Origin of the sequence: Sinorhizobium mexicanum, from assembly GCF_013488225.1 — a bacterium.
Lineage (GTDB): Bacteria > Pseudomonadota > Alphaproteobacteria > Rhizobiales > Rhizobiaceae > Sinorhizobium > Sinorhizobium mexicanum.
In genome coordinates this window covers 1,083,005-1,108,262 of the sequence record NZ_CP041238.1, presented here as the reverse complement: position 1 = coordinate 1,108,262, position 25,258 = coordinate 1,083,005, and the positions used below count along the sequence as shown (strand labels likewise).

Genomic DNA, 25,258 nt, shown 5'->3' with positions numbered 1-25,258 from the left:
TCGAAGGCACGCACTCTTAGGACCCGCCCACCGTCATCACGATCTTGCCGATGTGATCGCCTGCTTCCATGAGACGGTGGCCATCGGCGACCCTTTCGAAGGGTAGAACCCGATGGATGACCGGCGCCACAGCGCCTCGCTCCAGCAATGGCCAGACCTTTGCCGCGAGCCCGTCGCGGATCGCCTGTTTTTCCGCGGATGTGCGCGGGCGAAGCGCGGATCCCATGACGTGCAGGCGCTTCGTCAGGATTGGCCCGATATTGGCGCCTTCCACGCGCGCCCCGCCCAGGAAGGCGATGATCGACAGACGGCCGTCCTTGGCGAGCGAACCGATATTGCGGTCGAAGTAACGCCCGCCGACCATGTCGAGGATGACGTCCACCCCTCGCCCGCCGGTCTCTTCAAGCGCAGTCGCCTTGAACTCTTCCTCGCGATAGTTGATCGCCCGCTTCGCGCCGAGCGCCTCACAGGCCCGGCACTTCTCGGCGCTGCCGGCGGTCACAAAAACCTCAGCGCCAAAGGCTCTGGCGAGTTGGATGGCAGTGGTGCCGATACCGCTCGATCCGCCATGAACCAGGATCGTTTCACCCGCTTCGAGCCCGGCCATATCGAAGACATTGGCCCAGACCGTGAAGAAGGTTTCCGGCAGCGCCGCCGCCTTTGTCGCGTCATAACCGTTTGGCCAGGCGAGCGCCTGCGTTGCTGGCACCGCGCAATATTCCGCATAGCCGCCGCCATTGGCGAGCGCGCAGACCTTGTCCCCGATCGAGAAGCCGGTTGCGCCCTCGCCCAAGGCCACGACCTCGCCAGCCACTTCAAGGCCGAGGATCGGGCTCGCGCCGGGCGGCGGCGGATAGTCGCCCTTGCGTTGCAGCACGTCCGGGCGGTTGATGCCGGCAGCCTCGACACGGATCAAGATATCGCCAGCTTTGACCTCAGGGAGCGGCCCGCGCGCCAAAACCATTTTCTCCGGCCCACCCGGGCTCGGCAGGTCCACATAGGTCATTTCGGTCGGAAGGGTCATGGCGGCATCCTCGCAAGCGTCGTTGGACTAAACCTATAGCTTGCTTACGATCCCGGAAAGTCGGATCCTGACCCTGGCGGTCAGTCGCCGTGGAGCAGCTCGAGCACGAGACCGCTTTCGCTCGCCTTGGCGCGCGCCTTGATTTCGGCAATCCTCGTGCTGACCGTCTGGCTGTCCGAAAGAATGAAGCCCTGCGGCAGCACGAGCACGGCGATCGAACAACGCATCAGCGGGAAGTTCTTGCTGGCGCCGTCACGGCCGTATCCGCTGATCCGTCCTTCCGCCTGGTGCTCATCGGAATAGAGCTGCCGGACGTCCGAGCGGAAATCGTCGACAAGACGCATGAGAACAGTGCGGATTTCCTCATCCGTCCAGCCGCTGACGCCGACGAAGAAGTCGTCGCCGCCGACATGTCCCAGAAACTTCTCCTCGCCGATGAAGTGGCGTCTGAGCAGGGCGGCAAACAGCGTGATCGCCAAATCGCCCTTCTGGAAGCCATAGGTGTCGTTGAACGGCTTGAAGTCGTCGAAGTCGCAATAGCAGAAGTAGCGCGTCTCATCGCCGTCGAGGATCGCATCCTGCACATAGTCTCGGATCGCGCGATTGCCCGGCAGACCCGTCAGCGGGTTCTGCTCCTGCGCCGTCTTCAACTGTTTCTCGTTGATGATCTTCAGCAGCGACGAAGCGGAAAGAATGCCGGCGTAACGCATGTTCTCCGTCAGGATCACACAGTCGCTGCCGTCCATGCCGGCGAAGATCTTCAGCATCTCGTCGGCGGGCGTATCGAGATCGGCAATCGGCGCCGGGCTGACGAAATGCGAGATGCGGCGCTGATAGATGCGGTTCTTCAGAAGATCACGGCCGAAGGGATGATAGATCATTTCCTTGACGTGATACTCGTGCAGGATGCCGCGCGGCTCGCCGTTGGCGTTCAACACGGGAAAGAAAGCCTGGCGCGGATTGAGCCGGAACAGATCGAAGACGGATTCGAGTTCATCGCTTTCCCGGACCGCCGGAAGCTGTTCGATCTGTTTCCTGATCAGGATGCTATCGAGCGTCGCGGAGGAACGCCGTGCCGCCCCGCTCGATTCAAGATGAGGGTAAGCCGGCTGCAGTTCGCCGAGATGCGTGGTGGGGCGGGCAATGAAATAGCCCTGAACCAGGTCGCATCCGAGATCGCGGCAGGCAAGGAACTCGGCTTCCGTCTCGACACCCTCCGCGATCACCCGCGTTCCGAGCACATGCGCCATGTTGACCGTATGGCGGACGAGGTGGCGCTTGCGCGGGTCCCGTTCGATGCCGCCAATGAAATGCCGATCGATCTTGACGTAGTCGACCGGTTGGTCGCACAGCAATTTCAAGCCGTTGAAGCCCGCGCCGAAATCGTCGATCGCAAGCTTGAAACCGGCCAGCCGCAATTGCCGGACCAGCGCGGAAAAATCCGGCATCTTGCCACTGTCGAAGCGCTCCGAAAGCTCGAAGCAGAGCGAAGACGGGGCAATGTTGGCGCGCTTCAGGTGATTGACGAGGCGCTCGACGATATCGCCCTCGCCACCGACCAGACGCGAATCGAAATTCAGGAAAAGCGTGCGTGTCGCAAAATCCGGAACCGTCGCGAAGGCGGCAACGGCGCGACTGTTGATAAGATGTTCGAGTGCCAGAAGCTGGCCCACCTCCTCCGCCTTGTCCAGCAATTCGAGCGGCGAGGCAAAGCCCAGACGCTGGAACCCGCGCATAAGCGATTCATAACCGAACACGGCGCCGGTCGTCGCCTCGACGATCGGCTGAAAGGCGTTCTCGATGACGAGCTTGGCAAGCGTGACAATCTGGTCGTCGCCGAAGCGGCGAAGCGAGAGGATTTCGGCGGGGGCGACGGACATGCCGGGCTCCAGGGAACATACACAGACAAAGGCGGCGCCAGCATCAGGCGCAAGCGTCAACGAAACCTTTCGCGAATGTGAAAGTTTGATGAAGCTTGCGTGACAAGAACGGCCAACCCTGTCGCGCCACGCCTCAAATCTGCAGCGCATTGAAACCGTGATGAAATCCTAGCCCTTGGCAAGAACGCCGAAAGCGATCAGCGCAAGTCCCTGCATCACGAGATCGACCGCCAGGAACAGCCCCAGAATCCACAGGCTGTTGACCGGCCATCCGGCAGCAATGATGAGGCCGGCAACCAAGGTGACGAGCCCACCGATGACGATCCAGCCCCAGCCCGCCAGCGGCCGGAGCTTGAAGCCGACCCAGATGCGGAAGCAGCCGGCAACGATCAGCGCCAACGCCATCAGGAAAGTCAGGACTGAGGAAGCAAGAAGCGGGTTGATGAAGGCAAAGAGGCCGGCCGCCGCATAACAGGCGCCGCTCAGCGCCCAATAGACGACGCTTTCCCAGGTCTTGACCTGAAACGCGTGGCCAAGGTTGAGCAGCCCACCGATGAGCATGATCAGGCCGACGTAATAGACCGAAGCGACCGTCGCTGCGAACAGATTGCCGAAAGCGATACCGCCGCACATGATCAGGACCACACCGAGGGCGACGAACCATCCCCATTTTCCGGCAACGGCCTCTCTGCCGGCGGGATCGAACGTGTGGGCCATTTCAACCTCCAGTCTTAGCGGCGAGCATGAGCGCCGCCTCGCGATTGAGCCGGATTTCTCAGCAAAAAGAAAGAGAAAAAGCGACAAAGTTTTTATTGATTGATGAGTCAATCAAAAATAAACTGCAGGCATTCGAGGAGGTTTCGGATGCCGAAAATCGGGATGGAGCCTGTGCGGCGAAAGGCACTGGTGGACGCGGCGCTGCGCGTGATCGGCGACCAGGGCACGCTCTCGGTCACCATGTCGGACATTGCCAGAACCGCCGGCGTCTCGCCGGCGCTCGCGCACCACTATTTCGGCAGCAAGGAGCAATTGTTGATCGCAACGATCCGCAGCCTTTTGGCACAGCTGCGCGACGATGCTGTCGCTGCGCTGCAGGCGGCGGCAACGCCGCGCGAAAAGCTGAGTGCGCTGATCCGCGTGAGCTTCAGGGCCGAGCAGTTCGCGCCCGAGACCATCGCCGCCTGGCTCGCCTTCTATTCCGAGGCGCAGCGCTCGGAGGACGTTCGCCGTCTCCTCGTGATCTACGCGCGGCGTCTGCGCTCCAATCTTCTGGCGAGCCTCAGGTCGCTTTGTGCTGTCGATGACGCGGAACGCATCGCCGAGGGCGCGGCTGCGATGATCGACGGACTCTATATCCGCCAAAGTCTGCGCTCGGCTCCGATCAGCATCGAAGCTTCGATTGCGCTGACGGAGGACTACGTAACCACCCATCTCGAGCAGCTTTACGAAGGACGGCCATCGTGACCGCCAGACCCAATATTCTGATCATCATGGTGGATCAGCTGAACGGAAAACTCTTTCCGGACGGCCCCGCCGACTTTCTGCATGCGCCGAACCTCAAGGCGCTGGCCAAACGCTCGGCCCGCTTCCGCAACAATTACACCTCATCTCCGTTGTGTGCTCCCGCCCGCGCGTCCTTCATGGCCGGCCAATTGCCGAGCCGCACCCGCGTCTACGACAATGCCGCCGAGTACCAGTCCTCGATCCCGACCTATGCGCACCATCTGCGCCGGGCCGGCTACTACACCGCGCTTTCCGGCAAGATGCATTTCGTCGGGCCGGATCAGTTGCATGGCTTCGAAGAGCGCCTGACGACCGACATCTATCCGGCCGATTTCGGCTGGACGCCGGACTACCGCAAGCCCGGCGAGCGCATCGACTGGTGGTACCACAACCTCGGCTCGGTCACCGGCGCCGGCGTGGCTGAGATCACCAACCAGATGGAATATGACGACGAGGTGGCCTTTCTGGCGAACCAGAAGCTCTACCAGCTTTCACGCGAGAATGACGACGAAAACCGTCGCCCCTGGTGCCTCACGGTATCCTTCACGCATCCGCATGATCCCTACGTCGCGCGGCGCAAGTTCTGGGATCTCTACGAGAACTGCGAGCAACTGCTGCCAGAGATGGGCGCACTCCCCTTCGATCAGCAGGACCCGCATTCGCGGCGCATCATGCTCTCCTGCGATTACGAAAACTTCGAGATCACCGAGGAGGACATCCGCCGGTCGCGGCAGGCCTATTTCGCCAACATCTCCTATCTCGACGAGAAGGTCGGCGAGCTGATCGACGCGCTCACACGGACGCGGATGCTCGACGACACGCTTGTGCTCTTCTGCTCCGACCATGGCGACATGCTCGGGGAGCGCGGCCTGTGGTTCAAGATGAACTTCTTCGAAGGCTCGGCGCGCGTGCCGCTGATGATCGCCGGACCGGGCGTGACCGCGGGCCTGCATCTGGCGCCGACCTCAAACCTCGACGTGACTCCGACGCTTGCCGATCTCGCCGGCATTTCCATGGACGAGGTGAAGCCCTGGACCGACGGCATCAGCCTTCTGCCGATGGTGAACGGTGCGGAGCGCACGGAACCGGTGCTGATGGAATATGCGGCGGAGGCTTCCTACGCGCCGCTCGTCGCGATCCGCGAAGGCAAGTGGAAATATGTCCACTGCGCGCTTGATCCGGATCAGCTCTATGACCTCGATGCCGATCCGCTGGAACTCACCAATCTGGCGGAAAACCCGCGCGGGCCTGTCGATCAGGCGACGCTCAGAGCCTTCCGCGACATGCGCGCCGCCCATTGGGACATGGAGGCCTTCGACGCCGCCGTGCGCGAAAGCCAGGCGCGGCGCTGGGTGGTCTACGAGGCGCTCCGCAACGGCGCCTATTACCCCTGGGACCACCAGCCGCTGCAGAAGGCATCCGAGCGCTACATGCGCAACCACATGAACCTCGACAACCTCGAGGAATCCAAGCGCTATCCGCGGGGAGAATGACATGAAAGCCCAACCGAAAGCCTCGCACTTCATCGATGGTGAATATGTCGAGGACACCGCCGGCACGGTGATCGAGAGCGTCTATCCGGCGACCGGCGAGGTGATCGCCCGTCTTCATGCAGCGACGCCTGCGATCGTCGAAAAAGCGATCGCAGCCGCGAAACGGGCGCAGCCGGAATGGGCCGCGATGAGCCCGACGGCACGTGGCCGCATCCTGAAGCGCGCCGCCGAGATCATGCGGGAGCGCAATCGCGAGCTTTCCGAGTTGGAAACGCTCGATACCGGCAAGCCGATCCAGGAAACGATCGTCGCCGACCCGACCTCCGGGGCCGACAGTTTCGAGTTCTTCGGCGGCGTCATCGCCACTGCGCTCAACGGCGACTACATTCCGCTCGGCGGCGACTTCGCCTACACCAAGCGGGTGCCGCTCGGCGTGTGCGTCGGCATCGGCGCCTGGAATTATCCGCAGCAGATCGCCTGCTGGAAGGGCGCGCCGGCGCTCGCCGCCGGCAATGCCATGGTCTTCAAGCCTTCGGAAAACACGCCGCTCGGCGCGCTGAAGATCGCCGAGATCCTGATTGAAGCGGGGTTGCCCAAGGGCCTCTACAACGTCATCCAGGGCGACCGGTCGACCGGCCCCCTCCTCGTCAATCACCCCGACGTCGCCAAGGTGTCGCTCACCGGCTCGGTACCGACGGGCAAAAAAGTGGCGGGAGCGGCCGCGTCCGAACTCAAGCACGTGACGATGGAACTCGGCGGCAAGTCGCCGCTGATCGTCTTCGACGATGCCGATCTCGAAAGCGCCATCGGCGGCGCCATGCTCGGCAATTTCTATTCGACCGGCCAGGTCTGCTCGAATGGCACCCGCGTCTTCGTGCAAAGGAACGTCAAGGAAGCGTTCCTGGCGCGGCTCAAGGCGCGGACCGAGGCGATCGTGATCGGCGACCCGATGGACGAGGCGACACAGCTTGGCCCGATGGTTTCGAAGGCGCAGCGCGACAAGGTCTTCTCCTATATCGAGAAGGGCAAGGCGGAGGGCGCGCGGCTCGTGACCGGCGGCGGCATTCCGAACGCCGTCAATGCCGACGGAACCTATATTCAGCCCACCGTCTTTGCCGACGTCACCGACGAGATGACGATCGCGCGCGAGGAGATCTTCGGGCCGGTCATGTGCGTGCTCGACTTCGATGACGAGGCAGAGGTCGTCGCCCGGGCGAATGCTACCGAATTCGGCCTTTCCGCCGGCGTCTTCACCGCCGACATCACCCGCGCGCATCGGGTGGTCGACCAGCTCGAAGCGGGCACGCTCTGGATCAATACCTACAACCTCTGCCCGGTCGAGATCCCCTTCGGCGGTTCGAAGCAATCGGGCTTCGGGCGGGAGAATTCGGTGGCGGCGCTCAACCACTACACCGAACTCAAGACCGTTTATGTCGGCATGGGGCCGGTGCAGGCGCCGTACTGACGGTTTGACTTGCTCCTCACCCTCTCGCATGCACGGAAGAGGGAGCGGAACCGTCCCGGCACGGTCCCTTCTCCCCGCAAGCGGGGAGAAGGTGGCGGCAGCCGGATGAGGGGCAGGCCGAGGGCCTCCAAATACAAGAAAGAAACGAGAATGCAGGCAGATTTCGTCATCATCGGTTCCGGTTCGGCTGGCTCGGCGCTGGCCTATCGTCTGTCGGAAGACGGCAAGCATTCTGTCATCGTGCTGGAGTTCGGCGGCTCGGACATCGGCCCGTTCATCCAGATGCCGGCAGCGCTCGCCTGGCCGATGAGCATGAACCGCTACAATTGGGGCTATCTCTCCGAACCGGAGCCGAATCTCAACAATCGGCGCATCACCGCGCCGCGCGGTAAGGTGATCGGCGGCTCCTCCTCGATCAACGGCATGGTCTATGTGCGCGGCCACGCGGAGGACTTCAACCGCTGGGAGGAACTGGGCGCCCAGGGGTGGGCCTATGCCGACGTGCTGCCCTATTTCAAGCGGATGGAATATTCGCATGGCGGCGAAGACGGCTGGCGCGGGGGAGAGGGCCCGTTGCATGTCCAGCGCGGCAGCGTCAGAAACCCGCTCTTTCACGCCTTCATCCAGGCGGGAAAGCAGGCAGGGTTCGAAGTCACCGACGACTATAACGGCTCCAAGCAGGAGGGCTTCGGCCTCATGGAGCAGACGACCTGGCAAGGCCGGCGATGGTCGGCAGCTTCTGCCTATCTGAAGCCGGCATTGAAGCGTCCGAATGTCGAACTGATCCGCTGCCTCGCCCACAAGGTGGTTATCGAGAACGGCCGCGCGACCGGTGTCGAGATCGAGCGCAATGGCCGGACGGAGGTTGTGAGGGCCAATCGCGAAGTGATCGTGTCCGCCTCGTCCTTCAATTCGCCGAAGCTGTTGATGCTCTCCGGCATCGGCCCTGCGGCCCACCTGAAGGAGATGGGTATCGAGGTCAAGGCCGACCGGCCGGGCGTCGGGCAGAACCTTCAGGATCACATGGAGTTCTACTTCCAGCAGGTGAGCACCAAGCCAGTCTCGCTCTATTCCTGGCTGCCGTGGTTCTGGCAGGGTGTCGCAGGCGCACAATGGCTGCTCTTCAAGCGAGGGCTTGGCGTTTCCAACCAGTTCGAGGCCTGCGCCTTCCTGCGGTCCGCGCCGGGCGTCAAACAGCCCGATATCCAGTACCATTTCCTGCCGGTGGCGATCAGTTACGACGGCAAGGCGGCGGCCAACACGCATGGCTTCCAGGTGCATGTCGGCTACAATCTCTCGAAGTCGCGCGGCAGCGTCACCCTTCGCTCCTCCGACCCGAAAGCCGATCCGGTGATCCGCTTCAACTACATGAGCCACCCCGAGGACTGGGAGAAATTCCGCCACTGCGTGCGGCTGACGCGCGAGATCTTCGGCCAGAAGGCATTCGACCAGTATCGCGGACCGGAAATCCAGCCGGGCGATAAGGTCCAGACGGACGATGAGATCGACGCATTCCTGCGCGAGCATCTCGAGAGCGCCTACCACCCCTGCGGCACCTGCCGGATGGGCGCGAAGGATGATCCGATGGCGGTGGTCGATCCGGAAACGCGGGTGATCGGCGTCGATGGCTTGCGCGTCGCAGACTCCTCGATCTTCCCGCATGTCACCTACGGCAACCTCAACGGCCCCTCGATCATGACCGGCGAGAAGGCGGCCGATCACATTCTCGGCAAACAGCCGCTCGCCCGCTCCAACCAGGAACCCTGGATCAATCCGCGCTGGGCGATCAGCGACCGATAGATCCTACAGCGCCGCGCGTCCAATCGGACGCGCTAATGTCGCTGTAGCGCTTTGAAGTGCTGCATGATTCCTTAAATCGATTCCGATTTTAAGGAATCATGCAGTAGGAGCCCGGAGCGGGTCAAAAAGGGCGTTCCAAGTTCCTGGACAAGTCCCTTACTCCGAAAGGAAACCGATCCAGCGGCCGGCAAGGACCGCTCCTATCCAGACAGCCATGGAAAGCAACGCGGAAAGGCGGACTCTCCAGGAAAGCGGTCCCCCTTTGACGGCAGCGCGCCATTGCGGCGTCACATGCAGCAAAACCGCGTTGACGATACCGAGTGCGAGCAAAGTGATCTTTGTGAGGAAGGCAGCGTTGCCGGCATATTCAAGCGGCCGGACGCTGAAAAGGCAGAAGCCCGTGACGACGGCGAGGATTACGCCGGTTGCGGCGGCGCGCGACAGATATGGCCCGACCGCCGGGACCGGCACCTTGCCGAAGAACCCGATGAGGCGGAGGTCGAGCGGCAGGATCGCGCCGACGATTATTCCGATCGACAGGATATGGGCGGCGTTCACGAATAGGTAGAGGAGCGCGGAGCGCCGTATCGCCACCGCGAAAGGCAGCGTGCCGATCCACTCCAACGCCTCCATCCCGTTCGTCAATTCGTCTTTATCCGTTCCGGATAGAGGTCATAGGCCTTGCCGGCGACTGTGATCCGAACAGCCTTCATCCTCTTCTCATTCCGATCGAGCGAACGGTTGCCGAGGGCCACCACCGGATCGCCGACCTTTGCCACGCCCTCGACAAAGCCCGAGCGCTCGGTCTGGCGCGGGTTGGCAAGTTCGACACGCCAGAGACCGTCATTCTCCGTCTCGACGTCTAACGTCGGATGCGGGGGCGCCATGGAGATCTCCCGGATCGTCCCGGAAAGCTCGATCTGATCGGCCTCCGCCCAGGACCAGCCGTGGTGTGCGTAGGCGCCCGTCACGAGCAGAAGCCCGAGAGCACCCCCCACGATCATGCGAGCAGGCAAGGACCTGGCCATCTCTTGTCTCCTTTCATTGGGTCGCGAGATCAGCCTGAACCTGGAGCAGGCTGAACGAAAGGACAGGGCATTCACCTATTCTTGAATGGCGAGCACGGGCCCATGTTCCCCGGCGGCGCGCATCCACGCGGCCTTCCCGCTAGAATAATCTACTGAATTACTAGGTTTTCTTAGAACTTTAGGGATCAGAGAGATATTTGCTCTGATCCTTGAGCAATAGAAATCCGTTTTTCTGTCCTTTGTCACAAACGGCTGCGATATTCCGTCCAAATTGCAACAGGATGCAGCTATGACCACGCAGCCCCTCGAAGCCGAAGCGGTAGCCCTCAGCGAAGCGCTCGAAGGCCTCGATCTTGCCGGACGCCTGGCGCTCGTCGCCGGTCTTGAAGGCAGGGCCGTTTTCACGACGTCTCTCGGCATCGAGGATCAGGTCATCACGGCCGCGATCGGCACCAACCGCCTCGACATCGATGTTGCCACGCTGAAGACCGGCCGCCTCTTCAACGAGACCGTCGCGCTCATCGACAAGACCGAGGAAACCTACGGGATCCTCATCAAGCGTTTCTACCCGGAAAAAGCCGACATCGACGCCTATGTGGCGCAGTACGGCGTGAACGGTTTCTACGAAAGCGTGGAAGCCAGGCATGCCTGTTGCGGCGTGCGCAAGCTGAAGCCGCTCGCGCGTGCGCTCGAGGGAGCAAGCTACTGGATTACCGGGCTTCGCCGCGGCCAGTCGGGCAATCGCGCCGCTACCCCGTTTGCCGAAGCCGATATCGAACGCGGGCTCATCAAGATCAATCCGCTCGCGGATTGGGACATCGAGACGATCCGCGCCCATGTCGCTGCCCAAGCCATTCCGGTTAACCCGCTGCACGCCCGCGGCTATCCCTCGATCGGCTGCGAGCCCTGCACCCGCGCGATAAAGCCCGGCGAGCCGGAGCGCGCCGGACGCTGGTGGTGGGAGAACGACGAGAAGCGCGAATGCGGCCTGCATGTGCCGGAAGCGGCCTCCTCCATCATCCCCAACGCCAGCAACGCCGCCTGAGGGCGGCCGGCGCATCAAGCGACAAGCATCCTCCCCCGGAGTTCGAAATGTCCCATAACCATCCGGAAACGGAACTGCATAATCCGCAGAGCACGAAGCCGCCGCTCGATCCGCATCTGAAGGCGCTCGAAAACGAAGCGATCCACATTTTCCGTGAGGTTGCCGCCGAATTCGAGCGCCCGGTGATGCTCTATTCGATCGGCAAGGATTCGTCCGTGCTCTTGCATCTGGCGCGCAAGGCCTTCTATCCCGGCCGCGTCCCCTTCCCGCTGCTTCACGTCGATACCGGCTGGAAGTTCCAGGAAATGATCGCGTTTCGCGACGCGATGGTCGAAAAATACGATCTCGACCTGGTGGTCCACACCAACCCCCGTGGGGCGGCAGAAAACGTGACGCCCTTCTCGCACGGCTCGGCGCTTTATACTGACATCATGAAGACGGAAGCGTTGCGCCAGGCGCTTGATGCCGGCCAGTACGATGCCGCCTTCGGCGGCGCACGCCGCGACGAGGAAGCAAGCCGCGCCAAGGAGCGGATCTATTCGTTCCGCACGCCGGACCACCGCTGGGATCCGCGCAACCAGCGCCCAGAGCTCTGGAACCTCTATAACGGAATGATCCGCAAGGGCGAGAGCGTACGCGCCTTCCCGCTCTCCAACTGGACCGAGGTCGATATCTGGCGCTACATCCAGGCGGAAGAGATCCCGATAGTGCCACTCTACTTCGCCAAGAAGCGCCCGATCGTCGAGCGTGACGGCATGATGATCCTTGCCGAAGACCCACGTCTCGAACTTCTTCCGGGCGAGTTGAAACGCGAGGAAGTGATCCGCTTCCGCACGCTCGGCTGTTTCCCGTTGACGGGCGCCATCCGCTCCGGCGCCACGACGCTCGACGACATCATTTCCGAACTTGAAACCGCGACCGTCTCCGAACGGCAGGGACGCGCCATCGACCGGGACCAGTCCGGCTCGATGGAAAAGAAAAAACGCGAGGGATATTTCTGATGACCGCACCCGCAATCGCGAACGCCGCCCTGGACGACGCAACCACCGTGACCTATCCGGCGCAGGAGCCGGTGCGCGCCACCCGCGATTCCCGCCCGCTGCGACTGATCACCTGCGGCAGCGTCGACGACGGCAAATCGACGCTGATCGGCCGGCTGCTGTGGGACACCAAGGCGGTCAAGGAAGACCAGGCGGCGACCCTTCAGCGCGATTCCAACGGCAAGCAGAATGATCTTGGCCTGCCCGATTTCGCCCTTCTTCTGGACGGGCTGCAGGCGGAGCGCGAACAGGGCATCACCATCGATGTCGCCTATCGCTACTTCTCGACCGACAAGCGCTCCTTCATCGTCGCCGACACGCCCGGTCACGAGCAATACACGCGCAACATGGCGACGGGCGCCTCGACCGCCGATCTTGCCGTGCTCCTGGTCGATGCGCGCGTCGGCCTCCTGGAGCAGACCCGCCGCCATGCGACGATCGCAACGCTGATGGGCATCCGCCAGTTCGTGCTCGCGGTCAACAAGATCGACCTCACCAATTACGACCGCGGCCGCTTCGAGCAGATCTCGCACGAGTTCAAGGAACTCGCCTTGTCGCTCGGCGTGCGGCAGGTCACGGCGATCCCGGTTTCGGCGCTCAAGGGCGAGAACGTCGTCTATGACGGCCGTGCCTCAATGCCCTGGTATGATGGCCCGACGCTGATCGAGGTTCTGGAACTCGCAACGACCCGCTCTGCGCAGACCGTCGGCTTCCGCCTGCCCGTACAGCGCGTCTCGCGCCCGGGCGAGAGCTTCCGCGGCTACCAGGGTACAGTTGCAGGCGGCTCGGTGAAGCCCGGCGATTCCGTCGTGATCCTGCCGTCCGGCATGGTGGCCAACGTCACCAAGATCGTCACCTTCGACCTCGTGCGCAATGCCGCCGTTGCCGGCGACGCGATCACGCTGGTGCTCGACCGCCAGGTGGACGTTTCGCGCGGCGACATGATCGCGGCAATCGACAGCCAGCCGATGACCGGGCTTGCCTTCGACGCTCAGCTGGTTGCCCTTCAGCCGGAGGGCATTCAGCCCGGCAAGCGCTACTGGCTGAAATCCGGCACCCGCCGTCAGCGCGTGCAGGTTCAGCCCGCAAGCCAGCTCGATCTCAAGACCGGCAAGTGGAACCATGCGGACGAGTTGCCGATGAACGCCATCGGCAAGGTTCATCTCGTTTTCGACGAACAGGCGATCTTCGACGCTTACGAACAGAACCGCACCACCGGTGCCTTCATCCTGATCGATCCGGACACCAACAACACGGTTGCCGGCGGCATGATCACCGCCAAGCGCGCCGCCCTTGGCGGCATTCATGCGGAAGAAAGCCGGGTGATCCTGTCCTTGCCTGCCGACCTCGCCGATCAACTGATGGCAACGGAACTCTTCGCGAGCCGGCGTGAGGACGTGGAGGTCCGTCGTGTCACCGCCGGCAAGGCGGCCGAAATCGTCGACACGATCGACAGCTGACGAGACAACTTATCGAAGTCGAAAAAGGGGCCGCTTGGCCCTTTTTTATTGGTCTCGCGGTCCTCGGAGATTGCTGGCTCCCTCTCTTCCAAATCGGGTCCACCGCCCTAACTTTCGCCCAGGCTCGCAGGGAGGCGTAGCCATGGCTGGCAGCAACATGAACGAAACGCCCGACGGTGGCTTGCACGTCCGCACCATGACGATCGAAGCATTTGCGCGGAAATACCGCCTGGACGAGGAGGAGGTGAATCGACTCGAAGACGAATTCGGCGCCGCTGCACCCGAGCTCGTCCTGCTGAAGGCTGCACGACGCAACGGACTTCCCGAAGAGTGAGGAGCCCATCGCGGATCGTCAAGCGCTCCGCTCGATCGGAGCCACCTGCATCGTTAGCGGCGGCGGGTCGCCGTTGCGCCAAAGCTGATAGCCGATGACACTGCCCAAAATGGCGGACCAGATAACGATTTCGCGCAGTGTGAAAATGGGTTCCTTCAACATCGCGACCTCACGGGAGTGCGTTTGCTGAAGGTGATAGTGGCGCTGATCGTTCACCCTGAATAGATAACATTTGGTTTACGGTCTATTTCACGCTGAACAATAAAGGCGCCTGCTTGCCTCGGTCCAAAGCCACCGAGACGAAGCGGTCGAACCTGCGCGCCACCTTGGGATCGAAGCCGGGAAACGCTTCCCTCGCGTGTTCGCCCCTGGGAATTTAGGGTTTTAAACTCGACCGCCGGTTCGTAAATTGCCGCGTCGATCATGACGATCGATAGGACTGTTTCACCGTTTGCGAACGCCGTGGGACAGTCCGCCCGAACGGCGTGAGCACCATCATGCTAACGCCCGACCGCCTCCCGAACGGAGGTGAAACCTAAGTTTTTCGTGACGGCGGCGCTCCTCCGTTCTCGTCTGTCCAATCAAAGCAGCCCGCAAGCGATCGCCACAGCTTGCGAACAGCCTGTAGCGGCACCGGTTATGGGACGCGGATCTTCACGTTGGCGTGCTGGTTCGCGGCAGTCGTAGCAGTGGCCGGCGTCTGGGTGTCGTCCCCTGTGAAGGGGCTTCCCTGACCGGGTGCCAAGGTGCCGCTGTGGCCAGCCTTGTTCGTCGTAAAGGCATGGGTGTTGGACGACGCCGTGCTGCCTGGCCGGAGTCCGTTTTGCTGCGCCTGGAAGAGATGATCGTCCGCTTGTGCAACGACCCCGGAAAGGATCAGCAAGACCGTCGCAGTGGGAATTGAGATGAGCATCTTCATGACATTACCTCCATCGTTCGGTCCCCCCGACATTCGACACGGCGGCAGTCGCCAATATTCCGCACTTCACGGCTTTGTGAGGCCATTCGTTCAATGGTCGAGGGAGCGCAGGCAAGCCGCTTGATGGGAGGCTTGGGAAAAGTCTGAGCGAAGGGTTGCTCGCTGGCGCCACGGCAATCGTGCAGGCATCCAGGCGGTCGTGGGCAACCAAGCAATACAACCGTGCCCAGAAGAGCCGGCGCCGATCCGCTAAAATATTGATTTGGCTGGTCGGAGTGGCGTGATTCGAACACGCGACCCCCACGTCCCGAACGTGGTGCGCTACCAGACTGCGCTACACTCCGTGACCAGCGGCGCCTCTATAGAACAGCATTTTCGATTTCACAAGCGCCGATCGCAAAAAAGAATGCCGCCCGGGGCAAAAATTTCGGGCAGGGGAAAACCTGCGGCGTACCTCGCGCCGAGCGGCAATAGGGCGTTTCTGCAACGCTTCATATTTTCCTGAGAACCGGCGGCCATGGCGGATTTTCTTTCGCACGCTTTGGCGCTAGAGGCTCAGCGGAAAGCTAGGAAATCCGGGGGATACGGGCTTCCGCGCCGCAAATTTCAGAACGAAACCCAAAGGGACAAAAACATGAACTTCCGCATGATGACGGTCGCCGGCCTTGCGCTGGCCCTTGCCGGCTGCACGACGACTTCAGGAGTGGCAAGAAACGCGGTCGAGACGCAGTGGCTTGGCAAGCCCGCCGGCATCTTCTTCGCTCAGTTCGGCCCTCCGATCGGCGACGTCGAAACGGGGGACGATACCGTCTACAGCTGGAAGGGCGGCTACAAAACCCGCAAGATCCCGGTCCAGTATGAAAAGACCGCCGACGGCAAACGCGGCAAGCGCATCGCCGCCGCACGCACGGAATACTTGAGCTGCTCGGTACAACTCACCGTCTCGTCCGACTACGTCATCCGCGCCGTCCGCCTCGTCGGCGACCGCAAGCGCGTCAACGGCCCGAGCTGGTGTGAGGAGTTTCTCGGCGGCGCCAAGACGGAGTAAGATTCACTTCCGCTGCCACACGACCACCCGTCGGCAAAAGCCGGCGGGTTTTTTCGACCCGCGGCCGAGGGCCTTGCCACGTCTCAGAAACGGTGCTCGGACAGGCGGAACGGGGGCTTCATTCTTTTCGGCGGCTACAGGCATCGCGGAGTAATGGAACATCGACCTCCATCGTGGCACCGCCAGTGCCGCGCGCTCCCAGTCTTTTCATCCGGCCGCCATAGGCTTAGGCTCCGGGTCTCGTGTTTTCCCCGAGACTCCCGGAGCTCCCCATGCGTGACCTGCACCTGCCCGGCCGTTCCGTCGTCATGGGCCGGCATGGCGCCGCCGCCACCTCGCACTTTCTTTCGACGCTCGCCGCCATCGAGATCCTGCGCCGTGGCGGCAACGCTGCCGACGCCGCGATCGCAGCCTGTGCGGTGCAATGTGTGGTCGAGCCGGGCTCGACCGGCATCGGCGGCGACAATTTCGTGCTCTTCGCCCCCGCTCGCAGCAATCCGACGGGCACCACGAAGGGCGGCAAGGTCTATGGCCTGAACGGCTCGGGCCGCGCGCCCAAGGGCCTCACCGTCGAGCATCTCTTGAAGCAGGGATTGAAAGAGATCGGGCTGACCTCGGTGCATGCCGTCACCATCCCCGGCGCCGTCGATGCCTGGAGCAAGCTGAACCACCGCTTCGGCTCCATGCCGCTCGCCGAGTTGCTGCAACCCGCCATCCGCCACGCCGAGGAGGGCTTCGTGGTGACCGAGCGCGTCGCCACCGACTGGCGCCGCAATGAAGGCAAGCTCAAGGCGGACGCTAACAGCACGCGCATGTGGTTGAAAGAGGGCGCCCGCGCCCCGAAAGCCGGAGAGGTCTTTCGCCAGGCCGAGCATGCGAAGGTCTTCCGCGAGATCGCCGCAAAGGGCCGCGACGGCTTTTACTCCGGCTGGGTCGCCGAGGACATGGTGACCTACCTGCACAGCCTGGGCGGCCTGCATGTCCTGGAGGATTTCGCCACGCAAGAGGCCTTCTGGGTGGAGCCGATTTCGACAACCTATCGCGGCATCGAACTCCTGGAGATCCCGCCGAGCGGCGTCGGCATCACGACATTGCTGATGCTCAACATCCTGAGCGGCTTCGACCTCAGCAAATACGACCCGGTCGGCGTCGAGCGCTTCCATATCGAAGCCGAGGCCACGAGGCTCGCATTCGAGGCGCGCGACAAATATGTCGCCGACCCCGCCTTTGCCGAGGTGCCGGTGCAGAAGCTGCTCTCGGCCGCCTTTGCCGACGAGTTGCGCGGCCGCATCGACATGAAGAAGGCCATGCCGGCCGCCGGCCCGACCGGCGGCACCACCACCTATCGCGACACGGTTTATATCAGCGTCGTCGACGAGGAGGGCAATGCCTGCTCCTTCATCAACTCGCTGTTCTGGTCCTATGGCACCGGCCTCAGCAGCGCGAAGACCGGAGTGCTCCTGCAGAACCGCGGCACCGGCTTCAGTCTTGATCCCGCGCATCCGAATTGCGTCGCGCCTTGGAAGCGCCCGCTGCACACAATCATCCCGGCAATGGCCATGAAAGAGGGCAGGCCCTGGCTCTCATTCGGCGTGATGGGCGGCGGCTTCCAACCGGTAGGCCAAAGCCATGTGCTGACCAATATCCTCGACTTCGGCATGAATGTGCAGGAAGCCATCGACTGCGCGCGCGGCTTCCACCAGATGGGCCGCTTCGAGGCCGAGCGCGGCATCCGCGAGGATGTGCTGCACGGCCTCGCGGCGCTCGGCCACGGGATCAAGATGGACGAGATGCCCCATGGCGGCGGCCAGGCGATCATGATCGATGCGGAGAATGGCGTGCTTCAGGCCGGCTCGGACCCGCGCAAGGACGGCTGCGCGCTGGCTTACTGAAGCATGCTTCCAGCGCGGCGCGTCGACGTCCCGCCGCCACTCGTCAGCGGCGGCAGTCATATGGACGGTCGAACGGCTAAATCACCGAGATAACCCTGCCGGCCGAGTCGAGGCGACATGTGATCAGGGCCCGACGGACCTGAATGCCACCTTGCCTTGCGTAGTCTATGCGCACCGCCAGCGGGGCCACGAGCGCGCCGCGGCGATCCCGCTGCAGGGGACCGGCACTTATCGCGCCGATCCGCACGGCGCCAAGCGGCGACGCAGCCGACGCGATTGCCTGACTGCAGGCGCGAACCACGGCCCGTGGTATGGCGGCGCGTGGTATGACCGGGATTGCCGCGGTTTGAGTCGGGTCCAGTGAGGGGTAGACCGGTTCGCCTCGCTCGTTTCCAAACCGCCCAAATCTAAACGGCCACAGAATTCGAGGCAGCGTGGCGCGTGGTCGTGCGCCGCTTGCGGGAGGACCGCCGATGATCGCGGTGGGAGTGCCGATGGCCGCGCTGGGCGTGCCGGTAACCGGACCAGGCGTGCCGATGACTGGGCTGGCAGTGCCGGTGACCGGGCTGGGCGTGCCAGTGACCGGACTGGCGGTGCCGCTGACGTTGCCACTGATGCTCCCCCCGAGGCTCCCGCCGGCACTTCCTAGCGGCCCGGAGACTGCGGCCGGGCCACCTGAAACCGTCCCCGAAACGGTCCCGGCTCCCCCACCTCCCGACGACACACCGGAACCGGGTGTCGACCCTCCTGAAGCCGCCGCGGGAAGAGTGCCCCCTCTTCGACCGTGTGATGACCCGCTTTTCAAGCCGGCGCCCCCCCATTTGCCGCCGCCACTCTTACCGCCTTTGCCGCTGGCACCAACTGTTGATCGTCCATTCTTGCCGACCGAGGCTCCCGCCTTGGCTCCGCCTCCCTGGCCGCCGCTCGTGCTAATACCTACTGAAACGCCATTCTTGCCGACCCCCACGCTGAGACCGACTCCGGAACCACCAACCCTGGCGCCGGCGCCAAGGGCAGGGGCAGGGCCGATCGCAATTGTGACCAACAAGGTGACCGCTAGATTCGCGCGCATCGCCGTTTTTCCTCATCCTCCGGGCAAATCAGCCCCCGAATTTGCCCTCCATCTCCGTTACCAAAGCCCGCTCACCGGCAACCGCTCGGGCAGCAGCGCGTCGGGGAGCGCAATCGTGGCCGGTCGAACGATTCGCGTTGGCTTGCGGGCCTGCACCTGCACCTTGCGGATCTTCCGCGATCCCGGATCACGGGTCGATTGGGCAACAGCAGCGGCCTTTGGACGCTCACGTGTACGATTACCGGCGCGTGCCTTCGGCGGCTCGATATCCTCCACGCGACGCTCAGCCCGGGTTTTGGGGATATCCCGTTCCTTACGCCCCGCCAGATCGCGGCCACTAGCGCGCCCGCGCTCGTCCAACGCCGTGCGCTGCGCCGCCAGGACCCGGGTCAATTCCTCTCTTGCGGCGTCGCGTTCCCCGCGAGCAGCGTCAAGATCACGAGCGAGCGATCTTCCCTTCTCGGACTCCAATGCGAGCGCTTCGTCTGCCCGGCTTGCCGCAGCCTCAGCACGCTTTCGAGCCTCAACCGCGGCAGCCTGCTCAGCCGCCGCGAGACTGGCGCGCGCTTCGAGGGCCGCTAGCGATTGGCGGGCTGCTGCAACATCGCGTTCGTAGGCTCCGAGCTTATGCCGCTGCTCATCAAGGGCACGTTTCGCATCGGCAAGAGCCACCTCCCCGGCTTGCCGCGCCTTCAGCGCGGCGGCCTCTGATTGGATCGCCCCAGCAGTTCTGGCTTTCAGATCCTCGATCTCGCGCTGCGCCGCCGCCAGTTCCTGGCCATTGCCGCGCTCGCGCTCGTCCAACGCCGTGCGCTGCGCCGCCAGGACCCGGGTCAATTCCTCTTTTGCCGCATCGCGTTCCCGGCGAGCGGCGGCGAGGTCGCGCGCCAGCGAGCTTCCCTTCTCGGACTCCAAGGAGAGCGCCTCGCCTGCCCGGCCTGCCGTCGCTTCGGCAAGCTTTCGAGCGTCAGCCGCGGCAGCCTGCTCAGTTGTTGCGAGATTGGCACGCGCTTCGAGGGCTGCTAGCGATTGGCGCGCTGCCGCGAGATCGCGTTCGTAGACTCCAAGCTTATGCCGCTGCTCGTCAAGGGTCCGTTTCGCATCAGCGAGGGCCAGCTCCCCGGCTCGCCGCGCCTTCAGCGCGGCGGCCTCTGATTGGATCACTCCAGCAGTTTTGGCTTTCAGGTCCTCGATCTCGCGCTGCGCCGCCGCCAGCTCCTGGCCATTGCCGCGCTCGCGCTCGTCCAACGCCGTGCGCTGCGCCGCCAGGACCCGGGTCAATTCCTCTTTTGCCGCGTCGCGTTCTCGGCGAGCGGCGTCGAGGTCGCGCGCGAGCGAGCTTCCTTTCTCGGACTCCAAGGAGAGCGCCTCGCCTGCCCGGTTTGCCGTCGCCTCGGCAAGCTTTCGAGCGTTAACCGCGGCAGCCTGCTCAGTTGCGGCGAGATTGGCTCGGGCCTCGAGCGCTGTTAGCGATTGGCGCGCTGCCGCGAGATCGCGTTCGTAGACTCCAAGCTTATGCCGCTGCTCGTCAACGGCCCGTTTCGCATCCGCGAGAGCCACCTCCCCGGCTTGCCGCGCCTTCAGCGCGGCGGCCTCTGATTGGATCGCCCCAGCAGCCTTGGTCTTCAAATCTGCGATCTCTCGCCGCGCCGTCGACAGATCGCGAGCAAGTTCTTCGGCCCTTTGGCGCTGCTGTTCCAGGGCCCGCTCTCGTTCATCCGCCGTATCCGCAACCTTGCGCGCCTGCTCGGCGGAGTCGTCGTCCGCCCGCCGCATCGCATCAAGGTCTCGTCTGGCCGCAGCCAGATCCCGACGGAGAACTTCCTCCCGCTCACCACCTGCCGTTTGCGCACCGTTCTTGATTGCGTCGACGTCTTTGCGCGCCGCGAGCAGCTTTTGTTCCAGCGCGGCGCTCCTGGCGCGTTCGCGCGCGGTTTTCTCATTGGCCTCGTTGACGACTTCGTCCGCAGCTTCCTTCGCTTGTACCGTGGTATTCGCTGCCTGATCGAGTTGAGCGCTCATGGCTTTCAGGTCGGCCCACGCAGCACTGAGCTCCTGCGTCAGGGTGGCGCCCAGCTGGCGTTCCGTCTGCGTTTCTCGGCGAGCGGTTTCGAGCTCCCTGCGAGTGGCCGCCAGGTCGTGACGCAATGCTTCCACCCTTGCCCGTTCTCGCTTCAAAGCGGACAATAGCTCCGGCGCCGACGGCACCGCCGCCGGCGATTGCGCCACCGGCGGGCGCCTTTCGGCAGAGGTGGGAGATGGCTGCCCTGCCGGCGCCGGTGTCGGTCGTTGGGCAATCATGACCGCACCTTCGCGGCTGCCGGCTCCGGCATCCGACGCCGTCTGACTCACTGCCGGAGATCCGAGCAGCAGAACAAGGTAGAAGGGAGTGAAGAAGTGGGCGACACCGACCGCCCTCTGCCGCATGCGACGCCACGGTACTGCCGTGGCTAGACAGTCTCTGGAGGGAGATGCAGGCTTGCCGCAGGTCGGCTCGGATCGCTTGATATCCATGACTGATCCTCCGGCTAGGCGCGACTGGCACAAAAGTCATGGCGCACAGCGCTGGTGATCCCTCAAGGGTACCGTTCAGTGTAGCACAGCCAGTTCGTAGCGATGCCCTTCAAAAAGGGTTAGGTATCCGCCAAATGGCTTAATCCATCCTCATTAGCTGAACTTCTTGAGCCGGCGTCGCATTCGGGCGTCGCAAGGACCTGAGCACATCGGAAAAGAGGGGCAGCGAGAACGGTCATGAGGTAATGGCTGGGGCGCCTGGATTCGAACCAGGGAATGGCGGTACCAAAAACCGCTGCCTTACCGCTTGGCTACGCCCCAACTTGAGCTGGCGAGAAAATCGCTTGCCAAATCGAGCGCCTGATTAGCAAAGCTCGCCGCCCGTCACAATGCTTAACTTCGTCTTGGCCGCAGATTTATTTGGCCTGCCAAGCGCCGCTTCGGCGCAAGCAGCCGACGTCGCGCGTAAAATTTCGCGTGCCGGCGGCGGTTTCCTCCAATGGCCCTTTGGCCTATTGTCGCCGCGCGCTCCGGAATGTGAAGGCAGGCGCAGAGCCAATGCCCATTGTCGCGCACGAGTACATGTGAAACCCAGGAAGAGACGCATGCAGGGACCGGATTTCGACCTCGACTTCAAGCCGGCTCACGGCGAGGCGGTGCCCGTTGCCGATCGCGTGCAGCGTATCACCGTCAACAATCCCGGCCCCTTCACGTTTCATGGAACGAACACCTATATCGTCGGCAAACGCTCGGTCGCGGTGATCGATCCGGGGCCTGACGACGACGCACATTTCCGTGCGCTTATGGCTGCGCTCGGTGGCCGCGAGGTGACGCACATTGCCGTCAGCCATACGCACCGTGATCATTCCCCCCTCGCCCGGCGGCTAAAGGCCGCGACCGGCGCCGTGGTCGTTGCCGAAGGCCCTCACCGTGCGGCCCGGCCCCTGCATGCCGGCGAAACCAACCCCTTCGCCGAAAGCTCAGATATGGATTTCATGCCCGACATAGCGCTTTCCGAAGGCAGGAGGGTTGAGGGCGACGGCTGGAGCCTGACAGCCGTGATGACACCCGGCCACACCGCAAATCACGCCGCCTTCGCGCTGGACGGCACCGGCATTCTCTTTTCCGCCGACCATGTCATGGCCTGGGCGACGAGCATCGTCGCACCGCCCGACGGCGCCATGGCCGACTATATGTTGTCGCTCGAAAAGCTGTTGCAACGGGACGATCGGCTCTATCTGCCCGGCCATGGCGGCCCGGTCTCCGACCCCGCGGCGTTCGTTCGCGCGCTTCGGGCGCACCGCGGGATGCGCGAGCGCTCCGTGCTGGAACGCATCCGCGCCGGCGACCGGACGATCCCGGACATGGTGAAGGTCATCTACGCTTCCACCGACCAGCGGCTCCACGAGGCCGCGGCGCTTTCAGTCCTGGCGCATCTCGAAGACCTCGTGGAACGGGGCCGCGTCGAAACCGACGGTCCGCCGTCGCTCTTCGGCGACTATCGGCTGGTGCCGGGCGGTGCCGGATGACCACCGCAATTTTCCTTGAAGGTTAGCCTTTGCGCGTCCGATTAAGACGCGCGGTGGCATAGCCGCCAGCACGGTCAATCGCCGGCAATGCCCAGTAGTTCGGCGTCAAGCGCCCGCAGGAACTCCTCGGCAAAGGAGGCGCCCGTGCCGAGATCATGGGCACCATAGCGAGAGGCCACGCGCAGATCGACGAACGTCGTCTCCGCCTCCTCCCGAAGCCTGATCAGCACATCGAAGCGAAAGCCCACAATCAGGGTACGCCATTCGCCCTGCAGCACGACGTCGGTCGCGCGCCGTCCTGGAAGTGCATCGAGATCGGGCGCGGGACGGGCAGCGGGCACCGGAATGACATCGGGCTCGCTGTTCGTGTTCGCCCCCGCGCCGGGTTGAACGGCCAGATCCTCGAGATCTGCGCGGGCGTTCTCGACGCCGAGTTCCGCCGTGACGGTGATACGCGTTTCCCCGACGACCTTGCGCACACCCTGGAACACGCGGTCGAGTGCACCGTCGTAGCGTCTGCCGGTCAGTCCGGGATAGGCCACGATCTGCGCCTCCCGGTCCTGCGGCGTGACCATCGGGTTACGCGTGAGCCAGCTCTTTTCGGCCGTAGGAGCCTCAATCCACGGCGGCGGCGTCACGGTATCGGTGGTGATGTCGTAGATCTTTGGCCGCATCAGATATTGCACGGCGCCGAAGCCGAGGAAGCCGAGCGGAGGCGCGGCATAGGCAAGCGCCGACAGCGACGCGATACCGCCGACCGCCGCTACCTTCCACAGGCGGGTGAGCCCGACCGCCGCGAGCAGCACGCCGGTCAGAGCAAGACCACCCGACAGCAGGGCAAGCGCCAGAAAATGCGGCGTGGTCAACGGACCGAAGCGGTGCGCCAGCAGCGACAGCGCGAAGATCGCAAATGCGATGCGGGCGAACCCGCGCGCCCAGTGCGCGGCGTGGGAATAGGGACGCTCGTAGCGGATAATCATCTAACGGAATCAATCCCCGAAGCGGAACAGACCATGGCCTTCTTAGACCATGGCGTCGGGCGTGGGAACAGACAATGCTCGTTCATCTCCCGACGAAACTGCGCTTGCGGCGGTGCCGCAAATTCGCCATTCTCGTTAAACACCTATTTCAAATTCCCGCCAAACGTTCCATGGCGGAGAAAGTTCAACTGGAGGCATCAGCCGCCGTCGTGAATGGAACGAGCGCGCGGCAATCAACGGAGAGGACATCATGGTCGCATCGCAGACAACCGTGACGAAGGCTGCCCCTACCCTCCTGCCTCAGCCCGGCGACGCTGCCATACCGATGGCACTGCTCGAACTGGAACTTTCCCTCGATGGATTTTCCGGAAGCAAGGATGAATTTGCCGCCTTTGTGCGCACTGTCGCTGCCGACATCGGCGGCGAATTGCTTTTCACCCTGCCGGCCTCCGGCCTCATCGAGGATTGTCTCACGATCGCCGCCATCCGGTACAGCGATGCCGGAAAGGCGCCAACCATACTGTTCGTCTGCCTTGGCGGAGACGGAAATGCGATCCGCGTCGAGCAGCCAGGCGAGCAAACCGCTGATCTGCAGAGCTTTGCCGAGGCTTTTGTCGGTGTGCTCGAACGGATCTGAAGAGCTGCCCAACCATGGTTGACCGGCCGCCTGCGGCGGGCGCATCATATCTTAATTGAATCGCGCCTTGCGGACCTTGCGTTATGCGTCACCCGTGCGCGCTGGCAACCTCTCCATACGGACAACGAAGCGCGTTGAACCTTTTCCCTCGCTCCGCCGTGGGCATGACGGCCCGCCTTTCGGCCGACCTCTGTTCCCAACACGCCGGCACCGGCCCTCACCGAGATCGGCGCTGCGCACCGTCTGTTGTGCTCGTTTGATCTTTCTGCGCAATGGTCGCGTGCCACCGGTGCCGATCAGGAGGCAATGATGAAAGCTTTGAGATTGCTGACCCTCACCACGGCCGGGCTGTTGTTGGCCGCGTGCCAGACGATGACGCCGCAGGAGCGGCGCGCAAGGGACGAAACGACCTGCGCCTCCTATGGCTTTCGCCGCGGCACGGATGCGTTCGCCACCTGCCTGCAGCGCATAGAACTCGACCGTCGCGCCGAGGCACGCGCCTTCCGCTACGACAACGACTTCCTGATACACAGGCCGTATTATTGGTATTGACGAGGACCGGTGCCCGTTCGCGGGCAAAGCGCGCGTGGACAGC

General features: G+C 63.3%; 22 protein-coding genes and 2 tRNA genes. 13 read left to right on the top strand and 11 right to left on the bottom strand.

Annotated features, from left to right (window positions below; all coding sequences use genetic code 11):
* Window positions 1-16: 16 nt before the first annotated feature.
* The 3 genes from FKV68_RS05140 to FKV68_RS05130 form a co-directional block, all read right to left on the bottom strand.
* Entirely contained in the window at window positions 17-1,024 is a 1,008-nt protein-coding gene (locus FKV68_RS05140) for an NAD(P)H-quinone oxidoreductase (protein WP_180940451.1), read from the bottom strand.
* A gap of 80 nt (window positions 1,025-1,104) precedes the next feature.
* On the bottom strand, window positions 1,105-2,904 hold the full coding sequence (locus tag FKV68_RS05135) for a GGDEF domain-containing protein (protein WP_180940450.1): 1,800 nt from the start codon (window positions 2,902-2,904) through the stop codon (window positions 1,105-1,107).
* A 168-nt stretch (window positions 2,905-3,072) separates the two neighbouring features.
* Window positions 3,073-3,621, bottom strand: a complete 549-nt coding sequence (locus FKV68_RS05130) for an HdeD family acid-resistance protein (protein WP_180940449.1) — start codon at window positions 3,619-3,621, stop codon at window positions 3,073-3,075.
* A 147-nt stretch (window positions 3,622-3,768) separates the two neighbouring features.
* Between FKV68_RS05130 and betI the strand changes: the two genes are divergently transcribed.
* The 4 genes from betI (at window position 3,769) to betA (ending at window position 9,165) form a co-directional block, all read left to right on the top strand.
* On the top strand, window positions 3,769-4,368 hold the full coding sequence (betI, locus tag FKV68_RS05125; protein WP_180940448.1) for a transcriptional regulator BetI: 600 nt from the start codon (window positions 3,769-3,771) through the stop codon (window positions 4,366-4,368).
* Window positions 4,362-5,900, top strand: a complete 1,539-nt coding sequence (gene betC / locus FKV68_RS05120) for a choline-sulfatase (protein ID WP_180941407.1) — start codon at window positions 4,362-4,364, stop codon at window positions 5,898-5,900. The genes betI and betC overlap by 7 nt, the downstream gene beginning before the upstream one ends.
* 1 nt (window position 5,901) lies before the next feature.
* On the top strand, window positions 5,902-7,365 hold the full coding sequence (gene betB / locus FKV68_RS05115; protein WP_180940447.1) for a betaine-aldehyde dehydrogenase: 1,464 nt from the start codon (window positions 5,902-5,904) through the stop codon (window positions 7,363-7,365).
* Between the two features lie 150 nt (window positions 7,366-7,515).
* Entirely contained in the window at window positions 7,516-9,165 is a 1,650-nt protein-coding gene (gene betA, locus FKV68_RS05110; protein WP_180940446.1) for a choline dehydrogenase, read from the top strand.
* A gap of 156 nt (window positions 9,166-9,321) precedes the next feature.
* Here betA and FKV68_RS05105 read toward each other — a convergent pair whose 3' ends face one another.
* Complete coding sequence (locus FKV68_RS05105; protein WP_180941406.1) at window positions 9,322-9,798, bottom strand: DUF6644 family protein; 477 nt, start codon at window positions 9,796-9,798, stop codon at window positions 9,322-9,324.
* A gap of 8 nt (window positions 9,799-9,806) precedes the next feature.
* Complete coding sequence (locus FKV68_RS05100) at window positions 9,807-10,193, bottom strand: DUF6152 family protein (protein WP_180940445.1); 387 nt, start codon at window positions 10,191-10,193, stop codon at window positions 9,807-9,809.
* Window positions 10,194-10,425: 232 nt separating this feature from the next.
* Between FKV68_RS05100 and FKV68_RS05095 the strand changes: the two genes are divergently transcribed.
* The 4 genes from FKV68_RS05095 (at window position 10,426) to FKV68_RS05080 (ending at window position 14,072) form a co-directional block, all read left to right on the top strand.
* Window positions 10,426-11,238 (top strand): phosphoadenylyl-sulfate reductase, encoded by an 813-nt coding sequence (locus tag FKV68_RS05095; protein ID WP_425347588.1) that lies wholly within the window; start codon window positions 10,426-10,428, stop codon window positions 11,236-11,238.
* A gap of 47 nt (window positions 11,239-11,285) precedes the next feature.
* Window positions 11,286-12,239, top strand: coding sequence for a sulfate adenylyltransferase subunit CysD (cysD, locus tag FKV68_RS05090; RefSeq protein WP_180940443.1), 954 nt, complete (start codon window positions 11,286-11,288; stop codon window positions 12,237-12,239).
* Window positions 12,239-13,738 carry a sulfate adenylyltransferase subunit CysN gene (cysN, locus tag FKV68_RS05085; RefSeq protein ID WP_180940442.1) on the top strand — a complete coding sequence of 500 codons (1,500 nt, stop codon included), beginning with the start codon at window positions 12,239-12,241 and terminating at the stop codon, window positions 13,736-13,738. Before cysD ends, cysN begins: the two co-directional genes overlap by 1 nt.
* Window positions 13,739-13,880: 142 nt before the next feature.
* The gene (locus FKV68_RS05080; protein WP_180940441.1) at window positions 13,881-14,072 is read left to right on the top strand and encodes a hypothetical protein; all 192 of its coding nucleotides are present in this window, start codon (window positions 13,881-13,883) and stop codon (window positions 14,070-14,072) included.
* 18 nt (window positions 14,073-14,090) lie between these two features.
* On the opposite strand, the gene FKV68_RS05075 is transcribed toward FKV68_RS05080, so the two are convergent.
* The 3 genes from FKV68_RS05075 to FKV68_RS05065 form a co-directional block, all read right to left on the bottom strand.
* Window positions 14,091-14,234, bottom strand: coding sequence for a hypothetical protein (locus FKV68_RS05075; RefSeq protein WP_180940440.1), 144 nt, complete (start codon window positions 14,232-14,234; stop codon window positions 14,091-14,093).
* Between the two features lie 475 nt (window positions 14,235-14,709).
* Entirely contained in the window at window positions 14,710-14,991 is a 282-nt protein-coding gene (locus FKV68_RS05070; protein ID WP_180940439.1) for a hypothetical protein, read from the bottom strand.
* 267 nt (window positions 14,992-15,258) lie between these two features.
* A tRNA-Pro gene (locus tag FKV68_RS05065) sits at window positions 15,259-15,335 on the bottom strand.
* A gap of 290 nt (window positions 15,336-15,625) precedes the next feature.
* Here FKV68_RS05065 and FKV68_RS05060 point away from each other — a divergent pair.
* Both FKV68_RS05060 and ggt read left to right on the top strand, forming a co-directional pair.
* Window positions 15,626-16,039: a hypothetical protein gene (locus FKV68_RS05060; protein ID WP_180940438.1), complete on the top strand. Its 414-nt coding sequence runs from the start codon at window positions 15,626-15,628 to the stop codon at window positions 16,037-16,039.
* 272 nt (window positions 16,040-16,311) lie between these two features.
* Entirely contained in the window at window positions 16,312-17,931 is a 1,620-nt protein-coding gene (gene ggt / locus FKV68_RS05055) for a gamma-glutamyltransferase (protein ID WP_180940437.1), read from the top strand.
* Window positions 17,932-19,060: 1,129 nt separating this feature from the next.
* Here ggt and FKV68_RS05050 read toward each other — a convergent pair.
* Together FKV68_RS05050 and FKV68_RS05045 are read right to left on the bottom strand one after the other, a co-directional pair.
* Window positions 19,061-21,517, bottom strand: a complete 2,457-nt coding sequence (locus FKV68_RS05050; protein ID WP_180940436.1) for a hypothetical protein — start codon at window positions 21,515-21,517, stop codon at window positions 19,061-19,063.
* 246 nt (window positions 21,518-21,763) lie between these two features.
* A tRNA-Gln gene (locus FKV68_RS05045) sits at window positions 21,764-21,838 on the bottom strand.
* Between the two features lie 284 nt (window positions 21,839-22,122).
* Between FKV68_RS05045 and FKV68_RS05040 the strand changes: the two genes are divergently transcribed.
* Window positions 22,123-23,046 (top strand): MBL fold metallo-hydrolase, encoded by a 924-nt coding sequence (locus FKV68_RS05040; RefSeq protein ID WP_180940435.1) that lies wholly within the window; start codon window positions 22,123-22,125, stop codon window positions 23,044-23,046.
* A gap of 74 nt (window positions 23,047-23,120) precedes the next feature.
* Here the strand turns inward: FKV68_RS05040 and FKV68_RS05035 are convergent, their stop codons facing one another.
* On the bottom strand, window positions 23,121-24,026 hold the full coding sequence (locus tag FKV68_RS05035) for a DUF1499 domain-containing protein (RefSeq protein ID WP_180940434.1): 906 nt from the start codon (window positions 24,024-24,026) through the stop codon (window positions 23,121-23,123).
* A 250-nt stretch (window positions 24,027-24,276) separates the two neighbouring features.
* On the opposite strand from FKV68_RS05035, the gene FKV68_RS05030 reads away from it, so the two are divergent.
* Together FKV68_RS05030 and FKV68_RS05025 are read left to right on the top strand one after the other, a co-directional pair.
* Window positions 24,277-24,663: a hypothetical protein gene (locus tag FKV68_RS05030; protein ID WP_180940433.1), complete on the top strand. Its 387-nt coding sequence runs from the start codon at window positions 24,277-24,279 to the stop codon at window positions 24,661-24,663.
* 309 nt (window positions 24,664-24,972) lie between these two features.
* Window positions 24,973-25,215, top strand: coding sequence for a hypothetical protein (locus FKV68_RS05025; protein ID WP_180940432.1), 243 nt, complete (start codon window positions 24,973-24,975; stop codon window positions 25,213-25,215).
* Window positions 25,216-25,258 lie beyond the last annotated feature (43 nt).